Source organism: [Limnothrix rosea] IAM M-220, from assembly GCF_001904615.1.
Classification (GTDB): Bacteria; Cyanobacteriota; Cyanobacteriia; order Cyanobacteriales; family MRBY01; genus MRBY01.
In genome coordinates, this window is record NZ_MRBY01000062.1 from 1 (window position 1) to 20,048 (window position 20,048).

Below are 20,048 nucleotides of genomic sequence, written 5' to 3' on the forward strand. Positions count from 1 at the left end.
CTGGGTTAGTAATGGAACCATCGTTTCAACGACATTGCTTTTACTACTTCAGCATACTCATTCCCGGAGAGCCAGAATTACAGGGAATAGCACTTAATCAAAGGCGCTGGTAGGCGATCGCCCCCCACCGAAGTTTTGGGTTGTTTGATTTACTTTATTTATCTTTTTTGACTACGAAACAAAAGGCAAAGATGACTGTTTTAAGGCGACTAAAACATCCTCAAAAACCATAGGACGAGAGAAGTGATAACCCTGCCCAAATAAACATCCCAATTCTTTTAAGGCTGTCGCTTGCTCTGCACATTCAATCCCTTCCGCAATCACGCTCATCTCAAGGGCTTCGGCGAGATTAATCATGGCCGCGCACAGGCTAGAACTTTTTGATTTACTACCCAGCCCACCAACAAAAGATTTATCGATTTTAATGTTATCAAGATGATAATCATTAAGATATTGCAGACTAGAGTAGCCTGTACCAAAATCGTCTAGCGCCACTAAAAAACCAAGTTTACGAATATCTTGAATCCACCGTTGGGCTAACTCACTATTAAATAGACTACGTTCTAAAATTTCGAGTTTAATTTGACGGTTTTCAATGTTTAATTCTTTAACTTTTTTGACGAGGGTTTGAATAAATGTTGGCTCTTCAATTTGGCGGCTAGCAATATTAATACTCATAAATAATGGCTGTTGATAGGCGGCCTCAAATGCCTTGAGTGCTTTACCACTTTCTTCAATAACCCATTCGCCAATGGGCAAAATGAGGGAGGTCGATTCGGCTAGGGCAATGAAAATATCGGGACGAATAAATCCGCGGGAGGGACTTTGCCAACGAATGAGGGCTTCAAATCCGGCGATCGCCCCAGTTTGTAGATTAACAATGGGCTGGTAATGGAGACAAAACTGTTTTTCGGCGATCGCCATGCGCAGCTCACTTTCCATGCGGATCAGATCAACGGCTTGGTCTATGCGACGATTTAAATCAATGGCTGGCTGGGTCAACATCTCATTGGCCGTCGGTTCAAGGGGTTTGCCATGCATCCGCCAAGAGGTTTCTGACCGGAAGTAGCGCATCACCACAAATAGCAACATCCGCAAAATCGGATCGGCAGAGTCAACGCGCATATTGACCTGCTCTTTGGTAACAATAGTCAAAAGAACGTCAGTGTTGGCCACCGCCGCCGCAGAGCGGGTTCGTCCATCTACAAGGGCCAATTCTCCAAACATAATTCCCTGTTTGAGAACGTTTAGGACAACGGGCTTATCATCGATGACCGTCGAGATCTCCACCTCACCTTCTTCGATAATGTAGGCGTAGTCGCCCGGATCACCCTCTCTGAAGATGAATTCTCCGGCTAAAACGTGCCGCCTCTCAAGTCCTTCGTAGCGTCCCTGTGTTTCCATGAAGTGCGATTAAATCCACGCTGTGCAGTGCTGGTAGTCACCATTGCTATTAAGTCTATAACACTCTTTATGCATCGCTTTGTGGATACCACAATCTTTCAATGTGTTTGGCGATCGCCGTGAGTTGCTCCGGATTACTTGTTTCGCTTAGGACGGTCACATGGCCTAATTTTCGACCGGGACTAGCCCCACTTTTGCCATACCAATGGACACGACTATTCGGGAACTGAATGAGTAGCTGTCGTCGATGAATATAGTCACTGTCGCTATGTTCAAAACCCAGTAAATTGACCATCACCGCCCCTGCTGTTAGCAACTTTGGATTTCCCAAAGGCAGTTCGGCGATCGCCTGGAGTTGCATGGCAAACTGAGATGTCTGACAGGCATCCAAACTAAAATGTCCAGAGTTGTGGGTGCGAGGGGCAATTTCGTTAACGAGAACTTCTCCGGCGGCAGTAAGAAATAACTCAATACCCATAATGCCCACTAACCCTAGATTTTGCGCCAAATGTCGAGCAATATTAGTCACTTTTTCGGCGACCGTTTTACTAATGGCAGCCGGGGCGATCGCCCAGTGACAAACTTGATCTATCTGTTGGGTTTCAACCACAGGAAATACCCGTATCTCCCCAGAAAGATTGCGCGCTACCATCACCGCTAATTCCCGCTCAAAAGGGATAAACTCCTCTAACAATAACGCTGTGCCAGCCAATGCTGACGGCAAAGCAGCCAATGCCGCTTGATCCTTTAAAACAAACGTACCCTTACCATCATAGCCATGGCGGCGTGCCTTCAAGACAACCGGATATTGCCAACCCTCCGGCAGGCGATCGCCCAATGACCAAGTTTGATAACGAGGCACAGGAATATCAAACCTTTCACAACAAAGACGCTGATCATATTTATCCAGTAACGGCGCTAAAAAATCTAAAGTCGGACGAAAACTTGCCCCTTTGCCCACCAACTTACCAAGGGCATCAAGATCAACAAATTCATTTTCAAAGGTCACCACATCACAATGCTCTGCTAATTTCCCCGTGGCCGTCACGTCCTGCACATCAGCCAAAATCACATGATCTGCCTGAGAGACAGCAGGATCATTAGCATTCGGTGTCTGCAACCATAATTCCAAGCCAAGGCTGCGTGCTTCTGCACCCATCATCCATGCGAGTTGACCACCACCGATCACCCCTACTCGCTGTTTCATAACCCAAAGCACCTCTTTTGTCGCCAGACTGTTAATCCTAGTCCCGCATCCATTAAAGGGCAAGATATTTACACCATCAAGGAAAAGATAAATGAGTTTAAAAACGGCGAGAAAGCGTTACAGAATTAGGCTTTCGCATTGAGGATATTAATTTGGCTTTCATAGCTTTTGACTTTGCTATTCAGCTCCCGGATACGACGGGACAGCGCACGGGTAACATTTACCGCAATTTCTGGCGTTTCTTCAATGGCATCGATGAGCTGTAGTTGATTGAGAGTGAGACAATCACATTTTTCAAGGGTTGTCACGGATGCAGAGCGCGGCTCCGCGTCAAATAAGGCCATTTCGCCAAAAATCGAGCCCTGCTCCAGCTGCACCAGTTCCTGATCACCAATATGCACCCGCACGCGACCAGACACCACAATATATAGCGATCGCCCCTCCTCTCCCTGCTCAAAAATCGTATGGCTCGAAGGAAAAGAAAGCTCATCCATGACCGAGGCCAGCTTAACGAGAAACTCATCCCGAAGCTCCTGAAAGATCGAGACTCTGCGAATAAATAACAATCGGTCGAAACTACTTAACATTGCTCATGGCGAGAGGGGGAGACGGCAGTCTTACTAAAACCTTAACCCAAGGCGTCTAATTCTAAACGTAATTGTTCAACTTGCGCGTTTACGATTGGGTTTGGATCGTTCGTGAGGGTCGGCAACAACTCCAAGCAAATACGCGGGCTTGCCTCTTTAAGGTATGCCAAGACTGCTTCTCGAACAAAACTATTGGGGTGACGCAAACAGACTAAAACGGCATCCTGTCCCAAACTCCAATGTTTGGCTTTTGCCAAATGAAAACAACAAGCAAGCAACCAAGGGGAGATGAAATGCCGCAGTTGAATCAGATGGCGGAGGCGATCGCTAGGCTGCATGGGATTGTAAGGCAAAATTTGTCCCACGCTGCGCAGGGCAAGTAAATTAGCCTTCGTACCCGTATCAAATAACTCAAGGAACAAACGCTTTTGGGGCAGATCAAGGGTATTATCCAAAATTTCCAAACCCAGAGCAATACTCGACTGTGACTCCGAATTAAGATTTAAAATTGCCGCCTGAACAGCACTCAGGGGATAAAGCAGCTTCATGAGCAAAAAGCAGCGCTCGAACACATCTTCTTTCGCCCCTTCCATGGCCGCCCGCAAAAGATTGACCTCCTCCGAATCCAATTTTGGATCTGCAAAATCCTTCGCCGCTAGATACATTTGACCAAGGAAGAGTATTTCTTGATCAAGGAGCATTTCCACACCCGATCGCCCGAGACGTTCGAGAACCGGTTCAATCCCCTGCTCCGGCGGCATTTTAGAGATGATCCGCAACAAATTACGGCGATCAGTCCCCCAACTGCTCATTAACCGTTGAATTAGAGCATCAACTAAATCTGGCGTGGCGATTTCTGCCATCACTGACCACACCTGCTGGCGGGTAAATTCGCTTTGTCTTGGATCTTCCGACACACCAATCAATAGGCTTGCTGCGTCATTACCAAGGGAAATCAAGGCCTCTTTCGCTGCTTCTCTGGTGGAACTAAAATAAAGTCCTTTAACGAGGGAACCGTAATATTCATCTAAACGCTTATCTGCAATGATGGCGAGCAGAGCACAACGCACCTTAGCCGAATCGTCCTGTAGCAGTTCAGGGATGTAGGTGTGCACGAGGGTAGAGTGCAATGCGTCAGGTAAAGACTGGACACCAACGACACGCTCGCGTTCTTTGTGGGAGTTGAGCATTTCCTCTAGGGTATAGGTCGCCTCCCGTTTTTCCATGGTGCTGCCGCGCTGAATAATCAGATTGGCAGCGGTGCCGCGGACTAGGGGATCAACGCGTTCGTTGAGGTAGGGTTTGAGGGTTTTGGCATCGAGGTTCGGCTCACATAGCCACAAATACCTTAGACCCAAGGCGAGGACATCTAAAGGTGGCTTTTGCTCAATGAGATCTTGTACCTGTTGGCGATATTCGGGTTTGGGCGATCGCAACATGGATTCGAGACTTTGCCGTTGTAGATTTGGCGTAAATTGATGCAACATCGGCGCTAACACTTCAGACAGATTCAGCGGATCAATACGGTCTAGTAGCTGAATACAGGAGCGGCGATCGCCCTCGGTTTTACGTTCCTCTAGAGCCTGTACCACTGCCCGCTTAAAAGCATTGAGATCAATATTGCCAAAGCCCAGCCGTCCCTGCTCTGCTCCCTGTACCAACAAGCTTACATAACTGGATCTCAGGAACCACGCACTGGCTGCCCAAATAATCGAAAAAAAGACGATCGCCCCCACAAAAATACTGCCTTGGATTTGCCGGAGAGTCTCTGTCGTCTCGCTATCTCCCCACACCTTGCTGATCACGGCGATCGCCCCTAACAAACCCGCACCAGTCACCCCCGTCGTAAAAGGCTCAGCAATCCCCTGTACCCAAGTTTGAATCGAACTGCGAATTTCCGATGGAATCGGCTGAAACAGAAACGGCTCAATGCCCGCAATCAGGGTATAGCGCAACAGTTCATCGAAAAACCGCAGCGCAATCGCACTAAAAAATAAAATTTCTGCACTATCAAAGGATGCAAAGAAAAATCGCTTATCTAGCAAAATCGTCCCCAAACCCAATACCGAAAGAGATACAGGCAAAAACATTGCCGCCACAAATACCCCCAACCTCTCCACAGCTCGACTCGAAACAAACCACTGGGTCAGGAGCTCAAATAGACCTAAGATCCCGGCAAATAGCCCCAAAAAACCCGCAATATCATCTCCCTGAAACTTGAGCTCTAGTTCTCCGAGATATTGCACTTCCACAAGGAGATATAGCACTTCTCCCATAATGAAAAACAAAAATAGCGGAATAATATAGCGCTTAAGAGATTTCGTTAATTTGCGGCTCGTAAAGTCTGATTCAAATTCCTCTAAATCTTTAACAGGCGTATCGGGAAAAGCCTGCTTGTAGCGACGGGTGAGGTAAAACAGCATTCCGCCACCCACCAAAATCATCACCGCAGCGGCAATGAGCATATTTTCTAAGCCAACAAACTTAAGAAAAATCGGCAAAGAAAAGCCAGAAATCACATCCCCCAGTAGCAGACCACTGGAAATGATCGGATAGGCGCGTTTAATTTCGCGAATATTAAAAAGCTGATTAGCTGCAACTTGGGAATTGAGGTCATTAAGAATGTCTTCGGCATCCATCCATAGTCGCAGTACAAATACCGTGACAAAGGCGAGCACACCGTCAAAATATTGCAGATCGAGGCTGACTCGAAATACCAATAACGGTAGCGCCATAAGCAGCACGATGAACATCAAAACGCGCTGTAATGCCCAGTTATTCTGGAGCCATGAGTAGAGAAATCCTAAGCCAGAACCCAACATGGCACTGACGATATAGATCATCGGCAACCAAGATGCGCCAAACCCACCTTCTTCAGTGGGTAAGAGAAATAATGCTGTGGTTGTTTGCTCCATCCACAACAAACCAACGGAGGTCGCTGTATAGAAGCCAAACATTAATAGGGTGCGCTCACCCTCTTCCTGACGAAGATTTAGGGTTTGCAGCAGCTTGCGCGTCCAGTCGTTTTGGGTCTTGGGTCGGAGGGCTTGTGATTTCATAGGCGATGGATGCTACCTTGCCAGAAAAGCGATTTGCTATCCAGTTTATACCTTACCTAAGATTCCCGTATCCCTCGTTATCCGTCACAATTGTTGGTTTTCTTCGGGAATGAGTGGATTTTTTTCTATTGTTTCAGCTTTTTACGCAAAATTACGGGGCGATCGCCCCTTTTTTCCCTTGCTTAGCTAATGTGAGTTTTGTTTAAGAATGCTCGGAAGTATGACGCGGTGAATGAGAGAGCGAGAGATAGGGAGATGTTTCTATGCATCTATTCAAATAATCCACGCTTTCAAACAATGCAAATTTTCGTTGCTTCCCGTATCTCTCCCTCTCCGTGTTTTCCTTTCTCTAGAGAATTTCGGCTACATTTTTATCCATAATTGACGTTAGCTACTAATCGGCGGGGATTGCCTCTGCTGTTTTATGTGTTGGCACTTGGGTGGACACCATGGCTGCCATCAACTGTTCTGGTGTCACGGCAAAGGGTAAACGGTGAATATCGGATTGGGGTTGGCAGGTGATTTCTGCAACTTTCTGGAGGTCTTGCAGGGTGATTTTCGTTAGGCCAAGATCCGCCAAGGTTTGGGGCAAGCTAATGGCTTGATAAAACTGTAATAGCTGTTGGCGAGCAGTGCTAGCAAGTTGACTGCCTAAACACATTTCTTCGAGGCGGAGTTGCACTAAAATGCCGTAGGCAACTTTTTCGCCGTGGAGAATGCCATGGGCTGCTTCAAGATGGGTTAAGCCGTTATGGACGGCATGGGCGGCAACGGTACGGCAATTTGCGCCACCAAGACCGCCAATTACGCCTGCGAGTAAAACGCTAGCGTCAACGACTTCCTGCCATTCTTTACTGTCAAGATCGGCGATCGCCGCTGCTGATTTCTGGAACAAAATATCCCGTAGCACCCGTGCCTGTTGAACGGCAGCAATGGTGAGGGTATCAGTGGAATGGCCACTACTAACCGCGGCTTCGTACCACTTGGCGATCGCATCACCAATGCCTGCCACCAAAGTTCGCTGCGGAGCCTGTTTTACCAAGTCGTAGTCCAAAATCAATAGGTCTGGGCAACGACTTAAATTGACATCATATTGAAAAGCCCCAGCATCGGTGTAGATATTAGACAAAGCTGTCCAAGCGGCACAGGTAGCAGCCGAAGTGGGAATGGTGACGACGGGGCAATGTTGCTGGTGAGCTAATAGTTTTGCCGTATCAAGGGCTTTACCACCACCAACACCAATGACAAAATCGGCCTTGTGGCCTTTAAATTTTTTATGGAGATATTTCAGGGATGTCTCAGAACAGTCGGGGCTATAAAAGGCCGTTTCCGTTTCTAAAGCCTGTTCCTTAGCAATCACTTTTAAAGTCTCTCTAGTTACTGCAACAGACCGCTTACCGCCAACAATGAGAGGTCGCTTTCCCCAACGGGCGATCGCCATCGCCGATTTAGCGAGAATGCCCTCACCTTTGATCACTTGGGCTGGAGCCACAAAGATTTGTGTTGTTGTCGTAGTCGTTGAGGTTAGAGAGACCTGATCCATAATAAAAAAACTGAAAACAAAACTTGAAGTGACATCGCAAATGTCACGGTGTAACTAACCTAACTAATCGAGTCGTTAATTGGCAGCTTAGCGAAGTTATCCTCATAAATCTGGATATCGAGGTCTGCCGTTTCCCGCGTGGTGATCTCCCGCCGAATTTGACCAAGGTAAAGAGGTTCTGAGACACCGGGAGCAAGATGCTTAATGGTACGGAGGCGCACTAAGAAACCTGCATCACCACCAGTACGACCGTAGGAAAATAGATCACCAGACGCTTGTCTCAACGTTGCATCAACTTCTGAAAGACTAATTTCTGGCTTCACAGTAACGACAGCCAAATTAGAGCCGTTGTCATAGACGAGGGAGTAACGAATTGCTCCCGGCACAACGCTACGGTTAAACAGCCCCAAGCTCAAGCCAAATAAACCAATCGTCAGCACGATCATAAAACCCGTTGTGCCGACCAGTCGGAAGCGAATTCCCCACTTAAACAAAAATCCGGCGATCGCCAAAATAGCGAAGGCGAGCGTCGCGTAGCCTGAGTATTGAGTGTAGAGGGCAAAATCAAGATTATCCATGACTTAAAAAAAAGAGCCGATTTAAAGGGCGGTGTCGAAAAAAAAATTTAAAGTGATTTCTATTATCACGGAAACTGTACCTATTAAAAAACCAGCGATCACGATCGCCGGTTAAACTCAAGCTTGTTGTTGTTTGCATCGAATAAATCCCAAACTACGCGTTCCCAGCACGACAGTTCGAAATATTTCTTTACATTGCCCATATAGTATCAGAACATACAACTTTTGCAAGGGGCTAATCAGCCGCCTTTACCTTTTGCTTGGCTTTAGTCCCATAGAGCCTTTCCAGATTTAGGGCTAACACACCAGCCGTCACCACAAGCATGCCCAAAACCTGCTGTCCACTGAGGGTCTTACCAATAATAATCAGTGACAAAATCGAAGTAAGCACCGGGCCTGTTGCTCCGAAAATCGAAGAAATGGCCGCGCCAATATAACTAATTCCAATATTATTTGCGAGATAACTTAGCAAAGTTAAAACACCCAAAATCATCCCGCTCAGCAAAACACTGAACCCCTTACCAGACTCAACACTAATCGACCAAGACTCCGGTAAAAATGGCGTAAAGGTGAGAAAGAGGCTGAACGTTGAAAAAATCAAAATTGTGCCAAAGTTAATCACACTAAAAGGCACAGGGTGAATTTTCTTGGTACAAGCCTGAATCAGGAGCACATGCACCGCAAAGGAAACCCCAGAAAAGATCGCGGCAAGCACACTGCTAAAGGGCAAACTAATTTGCGCGCCACCAGAAGGAGCAGAAATTAACCCCACTCCTAAAACCACAACAAAGGCAACGAGCCACCTAATATTGCTAGGACGCTCCCCAAAAGATAGCCACGCAAGTAGCAAGGTCACAATGGGGAAGATGAAAAAGATGGTAATCGCAACGCCGGGGGATAGCGGGCCGAGGGCTGTGTAGATCAGCACTTGCGAGAGAAACAGCGCAAAGCCACAACCCGCAACCTTCGCCATCAGCAGATAGTCTCGCTCTTCCATGAACTTTTTGATGTCCTTAAAGCTAGACGGATGCAAAGATTTGGCGATCAGACACATGACCGGCACCACAAAAATCATCCTGAGGAACAGAATAAGGAGCGAGTTGCCGATACCCGGTGAAATATAGCCCCCGGTTTTAATGAAGCCAAAAATTGAACTTTGGTTCAGGATGATGCTGATCACGACATTCTGAAGGGACAGAATCAGGGATGAGAACAGAATCAAAATCAGTCCTAGCTGGGACTTGGAGAAGGTTAGTTCTTTTTTTGCTGTTTTGGTATCGTTCAGGCGGGGAATGTAGGTTTTTGCTTCGACTGGTTCTGAGGTGATGTTTGATGCTAGTGGTTCGTCTTGAATAATGTCGTTTTGCTGGTAACCGTAATCGGCTGCTGGCTGTGTCGTCGCTTGGGGAATGACGGGAGGGGTCACGTAGCGGGATTGATTATTATGCAGCTCTTCTTTGAGGCGACTGACTAGGGCATCTAGGATGGCTTCTCCTTGTTGCTCTAGGGTATACATCTGACTCAGCTGTTGGGATAGGGAGCTATGGTAGCTATTTAGATCTAGCTGTAGGGTCTTAAAGGTGCTTCGAAAGGTGGAGTCTAGGTCTGCGATGAGACGATTGGCGGTATTGCTATAGTCTTCTGCCTGGCTGAGGTTTGTGCTGTAGCTGTTACCGGGACTTTGTTTGTTGAGGATATTTTTGAGTTCGGCGGCGAGGGTCGGTGCCATCTGCTGCATCAGCGATCGCCGTTGCGCTTCGAGGGAGGATATTTCCTGTTGAAGTTGGGATTTTTGTTGCTGAAGCTGTTGTATTTCTCCTTGGAGTTGGGAGGTTAGGGTTTGTCGGAGTCGGTCGAGATCTGCGTTAATTTGTTGCAGGCGTGCCTCGGTGCTGTCCGAACCCTGAGGAGAAAATTGATCTGATGGCATTAGCTCACTGTCCTATGTGGTTAGATTTCGGGAAACTCCGTAAAACTACGTAGAGACCGTCAAAATCAGTGAATTTTTAAGTATTTCCTACTTTAAGCAAAGCATATCGGAAAAGTTGCCCTTATTGTACGGGAGGTTTTAATTCTGTGACTAGATTTTTGTGTTGATGTTTACGTTCGGCAAAGTTGTTTATCTCAAATTTTTTTATCGTCTTGGAGTAATCGGGCGATCGCCGCTGTCAATATCGTTTTAAATAAAGAAAAAATTCCTTGGGGGTGATGTGACATGGGAACGGAAATTGCGGTCAATCAACAGACCTTTGCCACAGCGGTACTGGCGGCATCCCACGAAACGGTGGTATTGGTGGATTTTTTTGCGACTTGGTGTGGCCCTTGCCAGCTACTAAAGCCAATTTTGCAGTCGTTAGTGAAAGAATATGATTTTGTGCTGGCGACGGTTGATATTGACCAAAATCCAGAGTTGGCCAATGAATATGGCGTTGAAGGTGTGCCTGATGTTCGGATTGCGACCCGGGGGAAACTCATTCCCGGTTTTGTGGGGGTGTTGGAAGAGGAGAAAATTCGGGAAATATTAGAAAATCTCCATTTAAATTCGGAAATTGATGGTTTGGTTGATCAGCTCAGGGTTTATCAGTCTGAAAATAATTTGCCTGCTGCTAAATCTGTCTTAGATCAGTTATTTCAGCAATATCCGCAGCATCCTAAGGTGGCGATCGCCGCTGCTGAGTTTTTGATTCCCCTCGGTAAAGTTAAAGAAGCCACCCAAATGCTCAACACAATTAGACCAGAGCAAACAGAATATTGGGCGATCGCCGACAGTCTACGGGGCAAACTCTTGCTCCAGAACATCGCTAGCCTTGCTGTGGCATCAGAATTAGACGAAAAATATGTCGGTGCAGCAAAACATGCCTTAGTCGGTCAATACGAAACGGCACTAGAAAGTTTATTAGAAATCGTGGGCGGCGATCGCGCCTACCAAAATGACGGTGCAAGGAAAGCCATGGTCGTGATTTTTAATCTACTCGGCAAAAATCATCCCCTCACCCACAAATTTCAACAACAACTGATGCTAACTCTGTACTAACCTTGAAGCATTACAACCCCAATCATGGCTGCACTACCCCACCCAAGCAGATGTCACACAGTTGATATCTACTTTCATCCCTAGAAAAATCATGGTTGACACTCTACCCACCACTGATCAAGACGCATTTCTCACAATGAAAAAAACAGCATCCCGCAACCGCTGGGTGATTTCATGGCAAGCGATATTTTCTGGCCTGATGTTTCTGTACATGTATCTGCCGATTTTTGTCTTGGGATTTTATAGCTTTAATGAGTCCGCCTACAGTAGCTCCTGGCAAGGATTTTCGTTGAAATGGTATAGCACTCTTTTCCAAGACGAACGTGTTTTTACCGCCCTCCAGAAAAGTTTGACAGTGGCAGTGGTGGCAGTGGGCATTTCCGCTGTTATCGGCACGATGATGGCCGTGGGTCTGGCAAAATATCGTTTTCCCGGGCGTACTTTGTTCGTGGGTGTTTCCTATTTACCGCTGATTGTGCCGGATATTGCGATCGCCGTCGCGACGCTAGTGTTTCTCGCCGTTATTGGGTTGCCCCTCAGCCTCTGGACGATTATTGCCGCCCATGTGGTGTTTTGTCTCGCCTACGTGGCGATCGTCGTGTCCTCCCGTTTAGCAAGCCTCGATCCCAACCTAGAAGAAGCCGCCCTAGACCTTGGCGCAACCCCTGTTCAGGCTTTTATTAGAGTCCTATTACCCGAACTAGCCCCAGCTATCCTTGCCGGTTGCCTCCTCTCCTTTGTCCTGAGTATGGATGACTTTTTGATCTCCAGTTTTACCGCTGGCACAGGCTCTACCACATTGCCCATGGAGATTTTTAGTCGCATTCGTACCGGTGTAAAACCAGATATCAACGCCTTAAGTGTGCTGCTGATTTTAGTGTCGGGGATCATTGCCTGTGTCGCCGAATATCTGCGTTATCAAGGAGAAAAACGCCGTTTACGCTAATGTCTTTGGCTAAGACGCTTGTGAGCCGATTTTGTGATGAGTTACAGCAAAATATCTGCAAAATCCCACAAAAATTTAGTGTATTAACGATTTTCTATTACAAACAGCAAACATCTGTTACAGATCTTGACACTTGATCGGTGGGGTAGGGGTGTGGTGATAGCATTTGCGAAACACCCTTTATTTAATAAAGATTTTTGAGCATGTCTAACGAGCTTACTGGAAAAACACCGAAATTCGGTGGCAGCACGGGTGGTCTTCTTTCCGCTGCTGAAAGAGAGGAGAAATATGCCATCACTTGGTCTGCCTCTAAAGAGCAAGTGTTCGAACTGCCTACTGGTGGTGCTGCGACTATGAACGAAGGCGATAACCTGATGTATTTCGCCCGGAAGGAGCAGTGCCTTGCCCTTGGCACTCAACTCAAAACCCAACTCAAGCCCAGAATTAAGGACTATAAGATCTATCGTATTTATCCTTCTGGCGAAACTCAGTTCCTTTATCCCCTCGATGGCGTTCCTTCTGAGAAGGTAAACGAAGGTCGTGAGTTTCATGGCAAGGTTGACCGTAATATCGGGAGTAATCCTGAGCCTGCAACCCTTAAGTTTTCTGGTGTTGAACCCTACGAAGCTTAGGTTGTCTCTAGGCTCATGTTAGCTTCGGAAAACCGGCGGAAGTGAGTTGTTTGCTGTTTGTCTCGGGCTTGTTGTGGATTTAGTAGGGCGATCGCCGGTATTGCTAGATCCACAAATAAAGTCTGATATGATGAGAGGCTGAACAATAGAGCTTCCGCTTTGTTGTGTCGAGAATATTTATTATTTTTCCATTAAATTATTTCCCTACCGTGATAGCGGTTTGCGGGGAGATAATTCCCACAGAGACCTATGATTTTTCCTGATTTCGAGCAATTCTGTCATCTGAGTGAACAGGGCAACTTTATTCCGGTCTATCAAGAATGGGTTGCGGATCTCGAAACGCCAGTCTCTGCGTGGTACAAAGTTTGTGCGGATCATCCCTATAATTTTTTGCTGGAATCGGTAGAGGGCGGCGAAAACATCAGCCGCTATAGTTTTTTGGGTTGTGATCCGGTTTGGATTTTAGAAAATAAAGGCGATCGCACGGTTCAGAAATTTCGCGATGGCAAAGAGGCAGAATTTACAGGCAATCCCTTTGACGTTTTAAAAAATTGTTTAGCAACCATTCATCCCGTTAAATTGCCAGAACTACCGTCGGGTATCGGTGGCTTGTTTGGGATGTGGGGCTACGAGCTGATGCAGTGGATCGAATCCCGCGTTCCGGTTTACGATCGCCAAGCCGATGATTTGCCCGATGGCCTCTGGATGCAAGTCGATAATCTGATTATTTTTGACCAGGTAAAACGCAAGATCTGGGCAATTACCTATGCGGATTTGCGTGATGGTAATTCTGTCGAAGAAGCTTATCAAAATGCCTGCGATCGCGTTACGAAGCTCGTGCTAAAGCTAAAATTACCCCTGCCAGTGGCCGCAAAACCCTTGGAGTGGGCAGACTCGAAAACCCAGGATCCCCTCGTCTATGACAGCAATACCAGCAAAGAGTTGTTTTGTCACAATGTCAAAACCGCCAAAGAACACATTAAAGCTGGTGATATTTTTCAGGTCGTCCTTTCCCAGCGGCTGAAAACCCAGTACGATGGCCATCCCTTTGATCTGTATCGCTCACTGCGTCTGATTAATCCCTCTCCCTATATGTCTTTTTATAATTTTGGCCATTGGCAGCTAATTGGCTCTAGCCCGGAAATTATGGTGAAAGCGGAGCAAACACCAGAAGGGACATTGGAGGCTATGGTGCGCCCGATCGCCGGCACTCGTCCCCGTGGCAAAACCCACGCCGAAGATCTCGCCTATGAAAAAGATTTATTGGCAGATCCCAAGGAGATTGCAGAACATGTGATGCTCGTGGATCTCGGTCGTAATGATTTGGGGCGCGTCTGTAAAAAAGGCTCTGTGACAGTGGGGGATCTGATGGTAATCGAACGCTATTCCCACGTTATGCACATTGTCAGTAATGTGGTTGGCGAACTAGATCCAGAGCAGTCGGCATGGGACTTGTTACAGGCTTGTTTTCCTGCGGGCACGGTAAGTGGTGCGCCGAAAATCCGTGCACTAGAGATTATTAATGACCTAGAACCGGAGCGACGGGGCCCTTATTCGGGAGTTTATGGTTACTACGATTTTGAAGGCCAGTTAAATACGGCGATTACGATCCGCACGATGATTGTGCGCTCCCAAGGCAATGGCCATGATGTGTTTGTGCAGGCGGGGGCGGGTATTGTGGCGGATTCTGAGCCGGAGCGGGAATACCAAGAAACCCTCGATAAAGCGCGGGGTATGCTAGAGGCGATTCGCTGTTTGCAGGCTTAGGTTTTAACTTGACCTAATTTGGTGCTTTCTCGGTGGGACGAATAATGCCGAATACGGAGGTGTAGCCGTGTAAAAATGTGCTATTCCCGACTGGCCCAATTTCCCCATTGCAGAAGAAGCCGCCAATGTTGGGATTAGGCAGATAAGAGGCTAATTTATTGGCATCGAAGTTCAACTCGCCATACAGACCTTTGCCGCGTCCCATACAGGAAAACATCAGCACGCCGAAGGGTTCTTTAAAGTCAGTTTTTTGGTCGCGATATTTTTTGAGCAGAACGGTGAGATCTTCGGCGGAGGTTTCGGCATCTCGCAGGTGGAACTGGATGCGTTGTCCGGGACGGATGCGATCGCCGATGGCCATAGCACCGATTTTGGGGTCAACGCCTAGTAAATTTCGAATGAGAAAATCACCGTGGGTCAATTTTTGTTTAAAGGCATCCATGGCAATGCCAATAAATAGGGAGTCTTGGGCGAGGACTTGATCATCGGCATCTAGTTCGGAAATTAAAGATTGCAACATTTTGAGGGGAGTATTTTTGGTGATGCCGTCCTCATCTTGTCGGGACAACTCGGTAATAATATTGCGTTCACATTCTGACACTTGGAAAACATCGCCGATGGGACGACAGCCTTGGGCGACAATGGCATCGATGGTGATCTTGCCGGCGATCGCCACGCCGACAGACCCTTCCCGCAACATCGGCGATCGCTCTTGGTTTTCTTCGGTGTAGCAAAATAACCCATTAGTGCGACCCATACCGCCAGAACTAGCTAAACCACCCACTTTCACCGCATTAGGATAGGCAAAATCTAAGCCAGCGAGGAGGTCATTAATATTTGAAGAGAAAGGATCCGCAAAAATAATAAAGTCGGGATCGTCGCGATTATCAATTTGAAAAATATTTGTCCAGCGGTCGGGAGAGCTATCAAGATCAGGAATATCTTGGTCGGTTAATTGAAACGGTTTTACCGTCACATCCGGCAAGTGGGCAACGGTTAGACTGAGGGCTGGACGATCTTCCAATTCTTGGGGTCGATTATTTTCATCGGTGCCAATGATGCTAGCGCCACCGCAACCGATTAGTACTTTCATGGGAAGTTTTTCAGTGAGGAGGGGCACAACCCGCGAATATTCGCTAGTAAAGGCGGAGGAAATAAACACAATGCCAAGATCCGCTGTGCCCTGTAGTTTGGCTTTGATCTCTGCCACTACTTCGGCGATCGCCCCCTCTAGGGATGCACGGGTAGACAATGCATTGAGCCATTGAAATTGGTCAGTCATAGTTTTTCCTCAGCAGCGGCAACGGTAACGGACGATTTGATGTGCCATCGAAATCCCTCTATAAGAAGTGTAGCGAGTTTCTTGCACTGCAACGGGTGGCAAGTTCTAGAAACGAGCGAGATTGAAAGCATTTCAAAGTATTAATGTTTAAAAATACCATTGCAACTGGTTTTATAGCGTCTGTCGCGGCGATCGCCCCACATTTTCCCGTGAGAACTAAGGTTTCGACGATAGCGACAATATGCCTAACGCAATATCCACACCCGTCGGTTTTCCTTCACCATCAGCGATACCATCACCATCACTATCGATTTGAATGCTAGGCGCAAAAAAGCCGCAATTAATTTGATATTCCTGCTTTTCGAGTTGTGAATAGAGTAAAAACCCTTGGCGTAACGCACAGGTTTGTTGCATCTCTCGTATTACTTCTGGATGCGCTGCCATTAGAGTCTGCCATGTAGACCCACAGTCCGGATTAGCACCACATTCAGTGGGTGCAAGGAAAGAATCTTCCTCACCGGGATAAGGAAAAACACGAAACAAATTGCCATAGGTTTCGCGATCGCCGGATTCTTTCGCTTGCCAACACCACAACCCCGCGTAGGTTTTGCCATCATTTTCCCAACTATTAAAACCATAACTGGCAACCTCAGGACATTCCGATTCGAGTTGGCTAAAAGTTTCCGACCAACGATTAGACAGCGATCGCCACAACTCCTCACAGCCTAATTCCCCACAATTCCCTCTAATTAGCATTTCCATTTGTGGAACAGATTCAACCGCCACGCTACAACCAAGCAACGGCAAACTGCAAAATACCCTCTGTAAGCTGCTTTTAAGAAACCTCCTACGCCAAATCATTCGCTTCGAGTGCTCCACAACAACTGAGATAAACAGTATGAACTACTCCCGATCTTGATAACCGATGACCTTGCCATCCTTATCATAGCGAGCGACTTTACCAGCCATAGGATTAGAGCGATCGCGGGAATAGGTATCTTTATACATCGGTAACCATTTACCTAGCCACGCATCAACTTTTTTAGAGAGCGGTGATTTTAACCAGTAAAAATTGCCAACGATGCCGCCAATGGCAAATAACACACCGATATTATCTAAACCCGATCGCCAGAGGAACACACACACCGTGATCCCAAACAATGTTGGCCCAAAATTGTGTAAGAAAAGCACACTAAAAACCACTCCAAAGTAGTAAAAAGTGACAATTAATAAACCGCCAATCACCACAACTGCGCCTAAAATCCCTAAAAAGCCCAATATTTCCATCGCCTGTTCACCGAACTTAGCTACCGAACTTAGCTATTGATCACTAAATCTCTCCTCTAAAAATAACTCAAATAGTTTCGGCTAACTGCAATCTCCACAACGACTTCACCGCGAAAGTTTTAGCTGATATTTTCCGCAAGAATCGTTATTCTTCCCCCTTGAATTTATGAGAAACGCTACAACATATAGAGTGAATTTTTGTGATCTCCGTATGTTTAAACTGTTTCGCACCCTCGTGATTTCCCTGTGCCTTGTTGCGTTGCTGTGGTTACCGACCAATGAAGCCCAAGCCCTCGGCGGCAAACAACCTGATCTCAATGCACCCGCTCCCCAATTCACCTTGCTCGGTAATGCTGGTGACGGTGAAATTGACGAGTATTCCTTGAGTGATTATCTCGGCCAATGGGTGGTGCTGTATTTTTACCCCCAAGACTTTACCCCCGGCTGCACCCTTGAGGCGCGACGCTTTCAACAGGATTTGCCTGAATATAACGAGCGTAATGTGCAAATTCTTGGCGTTAGTGTGGATGATGTCAATTCCCACGAACAGTTTTGCGATGCAGAAGGTCTGAAATTTCCGCTCCTCGCAGACAGTAAAGGCGAAGTGAGCAAAAGTTATGGTTCTTACCTCACAGGTTATTCTCTCCGCCACACCTATCTCGTTGATCCTGAGGGTCTTTTGCGTAAAGTTTATCTTGGTGTAAACCCTGCTATTCATAGCCAAGAAGTCCTTGCAGACCTTGATTCTTTGACAGCGAATTCCTAAATTTGCCACCCCCAATGGGGTAAAATCAGCTAGTTAAAGTTTGTTCCCGTCGTTGTTTTAGAAAAAAAGATTCCTCCATGATTCACGATATTTTCATGCCCGCCCTCAGTTCCACGATGACCGAAGGTAAGATCGTCTCTTGGACAAAGTCTCCGGGCGATAAAGTTGCTAAAGGTGAAACCGTTGTCGTGGTGGAATCTGACAAGGCTGATATGGATGTGGAGTCTTTTAATGAAGGCTTCCTTGCGGCAATTGTTGTTGATGCGGGTGATGAAGCGCCTGTGGGTTCGGCGATCGCCCTCATTGCAGAAACGGAAGCAGAAATCGAAGAGGCCAAGCAAAAGGCGGCGGCTCTTAAAGGTGGCGGTAGTGCACCAGCTCCAGCTCCGGCGGCTCCTGCGCCTACTCCAGCCCCAGCTCCGGCGGCGACAACGACCACCCCAGCGACCACACCGGCTCCTGCTCCGGTAGTCAATGAAGGTAGAATTGTTGCCTCCCCCAGAGCGAAAAAGCTCGCTAAACAATTTAGCGTTGATCTGAAGACCGTTGCAGGGACTGGTCCCCACGGTCGTATTGTTGCTCAAGATGTAGAAGCGGCAGCAGGCAAAGCACCCACAGCTCCAGCAGCAACTGCAACGACTACTGCGGCGATCGCCGCCACCCCAGCAGCAAAGCCCGCACCAGCACCAGCACCTGTTGCCTCGGTGACTCCCGGTGAAGTGGTTCCCCTAAATACGCTTCAACAGGCCGTGGTTCGCAACATGAACGCGAGCTTGGAAGTCCCCACTTTCCACGTTTCCTACGACATTGCCACCGACAAACTGGATGCGCTCTACAAACAAATTAAGAGCAAGGGCGTAACCATGACTGGTCTCCTTGCCAAGGCTGTAGCCGTAACTCTCCAGAAACACCCTGTTGTCAATGCAAGCTTTGGTGATAACGCGATCAAATACAGTAATGGCATCAATATTGCAGTCGCCGTGGCGATGCCGGATGGTGGTCTAATCACACCTGTTCTCCAAGGGGCAGACCAAATGGATATTTATTCTTTGTCTCGTACATGGAAAGATCTTGTATCCCGCGCTCGTTCTAAGCAACTCCAGCCCGATGAGTACAGCACTGGCACATTTACGCTGTCTAATCTCGGTATGTTTGGCGTTAGTAGTTTTGATGCGATTTTGCCCCCCGGTACTGGTTCTATTTTGGCGATCGGCGGTGCGCAGCCTAAGGTTGTGGCAACAGCAGACGGTCTCTTCGGTGTGAAAAAATCGATGACTGTGAATATTACCTGTGACCACCGCGTTATCTACGGTGCAGATGCGGCAGCTTTCCTCAAGGATCTCGCCGACCTGATCGAGAACAATACCCATTCTTTGACTCTCTAAAGAATTAGATGAGTTGTTTCTGCATTTGTTAGCTCCTCGCTTTAGGGGAGCTTTTTTTATGGCGTAAATACCAACACACAGTGACATTGACTAAACAAACGAAACCTCACTTTTAAGAGCCTTCTCGTTGTGGTCGGCAAGAGCGGTGGGGCTCAAGATGTTAAATCCTGACTGGCTAGGGCTTTGAAGCCTATTCGATCTCTGAACTTTGATGGCTTCGACTATAGTTTGAAATGTAGTAAGCAACTGGAAATGCAGAGTTTTTTTTGGCGATCGCCAGAGACAGATCCATGGTCGTTGGGAAGATGGAAGTTTCAAGTAAACTCTGGAGTGATTTATTTCTCTCTTGGGGGAGGGCATCCAGAGGGGGAAAGGTTTCGAGAGGTCGCGCAATCTAATTGAGAACCCATCTTTAGCCTCTCTCTCTAATAAAAGAACCCGCTAAGTCTGCTGCGAAGTATCTATCAGTTTTAGGCAGAAAGATCGAGTCTTTAGTCTTTCTCTAGAGATCTATTCAACGTCAGTTATGGATAAGAATGTAGCCAAAATTCTTTAGAGAAAAGGAGACACG

Annotated in this window: 16 protein-coding genes; 6 read left to right on the top strand and 10 right to left on the bottom strand. The window is 47.1% G+C overall.

The window, feature by feature from the left end; genetic code table 11:
• Positions 1–171 precede the first annotated feature (171 nt).
• The 7 genes from NIES208_RS16655 to NIES208_RS16685 form a co-directional block, all read right to left on the bottom strand.
• Positions 172–1,404, bottom strand: coding sequence for an EAL domain-containing protein (locus tag NIES208_RS16655; RefSeq protein WP_075894115.1), 1,233 nt, complete (start codon positions 1,402–1,404; stop codon positions 172–174).
• Positions 1,405–1,471: 67 nt separating this feature from the next.
• Positions 1,472–2,611, bottom strand: coding sequence for a 5-(carboxyamino)imidazole ribonucleotide synthase (locus tag NIES208_RS16660; protein ID WP_075894116.1), 1,140 nt, complete (start codon positions 2,609–2,611; stop codon positions 1,472–1,474).
• 125 nt (positions 2,612–2,736) lie between these two features.
• The gene (locus NIES208_RS16665; RefSeq protein WP_075894117.1) at positions 2,737–3,198 is read right to left on the bottom strand and encodes a cyclic nucleotide-binding domain-containing protein; all 462 of its coding nucleotides are present in this window, start codon (positions 3,196–3,198) and stop codon (positions 2,737–2,739) included.
• 41 nt (positions 3,199–3,239) lie between these two features.
• Entirely contained in the window at positions 3,240–6,257 is a 3,018-nt protein-coding gene (locus NIES208_RS16670; RefSeq protein WP_075894118.1) for an Npt1/Npt2 family nucleotide transporter, read from the bottom strand.
• A 394-nt stretch (positions 6,258–6,651) separates the two neighbouring features.
• The gene (locus tag NIES208_RS16675) at positions 6,652–7,800 is read right to left on the bottom strand and encodes an iron-containing alcohol dehydrogenase family protein (protein ID WP_075894119.1); all 1,149 of its coding nucleotides are present in this window, start codon (positions 7,798–7,800) and stop codon (positions 6,652–6,654) included.
• Between the two features lie 59 nt (positions 7,801–7,859).
• Positions 7,860–8,378: a Ycf51 family protein gene (locus tag NIES208_RS16680; protein WP_075894120.1), complete on the bottom strand. Its 519-nt coding sequence runs from the start codon at positions 8,376–8,378 to the stop codon at positions 7,860–7,862.
• 235 nt (positions 8,379–8,613) lie between these two features.
• Positions 8,614–10,308, bottom strand: a complete 1,695-nt coding sequence (locus tag NIES208_RS16685; protein ID WP_075894121.1) for a DMT family transporter — start codon at positions 10,306–10,308, stop codon at positions 8,614–8,616.
• A gap of 285 nt (positions 10,309–10,593) precedes the next feature.
• Between NIES208_RS16685 and NIES208_RS16690 the strand changes: the two genes are divergently transcribed.
• From NIES208_RS16690 to trpE, 4 genes are all read left to right on the top strand, one after another.
• The gene (locus tag NIES208_RS16690) at positions 10,594–11,412 is read left to right on the top strand and encodes a tetratricopeptide repeat protein (RefSeq protein WP_075894122.1); all 819 of its coding nucleotides are present in this window, start codon (positions 10,594–10,596) and stop codon (positions 11,410–11,412) included.
• 91 nt (positions 11,413–11,503) lie between these two features.
• Positions 11,504–12,358, top strand: a complete 855-nt coding sequence (locus NIES208_RS16695) for an ABC transporter permease (protein WP_075894123.1) — start codon at positions 11,504–11,506, stop codon at positions 12,356–12,358.
• Positions 12,359–12,561: 203 nt separating this feature from the next.
• The gene (gene psaD, locus NIES208_RS16700; RefSeq protein ID WP_075894124.1) at positions 12,562–12,990 is read left to right on the top strand and encodes a photosystem I reaction center subunit II PsaD; all 429 of its coding nucleotides are present in this window, start codon (positions 12,562–12,564) and stop codon (positions 12,988–12,990) included.
• 249 nt (positions 12,991–13,239) lie between these two features.
• Positions 13,240–14,757, top strand: a complete 1,518-nt coding sequence (trpE, locus tag NIES208_RS16705; RefSeq protein ID WP_075894125.1) for an anthranilate synthase component I — start codon at positions 13,240–13,242, stop codon at positions 14,755–14,757.
• A gap of 13 nt (positions 14,758–14,770) precedes the next feature.
• Here trpE and NIES208_RS16710 read toward each other — a convergent pair whose 3' ends face one another.
• The 3 genes from NIES208_RS16710 to NIES208_RS16720 all read right to left on the bottom strand — a co-directional run bounded on the left by NIES208_RS16710 (position 14,771) and on the right by NIES208_RS16720 (position 17,326).
• Positions 14,771–16,039, bottom strand: coding sequence for an FIST signal transduction protein (locus NIES208_RS16710; protein ID WP_075894126.1), 1,269 nt, complete (start codon positions 16,037–16,039; stop codon positions 14,771–14,773).
• A 216-nt stretch (positions 16,040–16,255) separates the two neighbouring features.
• Positions 16,256–16,801 carry a hypothetical protein gene (locus NIES208_RS16715; protein WP_075894127.1) on the bottom strand — a complete coding sequence of 182 codons (546 nt, stop codon included), beginning with the start codon at positions 16,799–16,801 and terminating at the stop codon, positions 16,256–16,258.
• 141 nt (positions 16,802–16,942) lie between these two features.
• Complete coding sequence (locus NIES208_RS16720; RefSeq protein ID WP_139325090.1) at positions 16,943–17,326, bottom strand: hypothetical protein; 384 nt, start codon at positions 17,324–17,326, stop codon at positions 16,943–16,945.
• Positions 17,327–17,537: 211 nt separating this feature from the next.
• Between NIES208_RS16720 and NIES208_RS16725 the strand changes: the two genes are divergently transcribed.
• Together NIES208_RS16725 and NIES208_RS16730 are read left to right on the top strand one after the other, a co-directional pair.
• On the top strand, positions 17,538–18,092 hold the full coding sequence (locus NIES208_RS16725) for a peroxiredoxin (protein WP_075894130.1): 555 nt from the start codon (positions 17,538–17,540) through the stop codon (positions 18,090–18,092).
• Between the two features lie 77 nt (positions 18,093–18,169).
• A complete protein-coding gene (locus tag NIES208_RS16730) occupies positions 18,170–19,477 on the top strand; it encodes a dihydrolipoamide acetyltransferase family protein (protein ID WP_075894129.1) in 1,308 nt (435 codons plus the stop codon).
• The last annotated feature ends 571 nt before the right edge of the window (positions 19,478–20,048 follow it).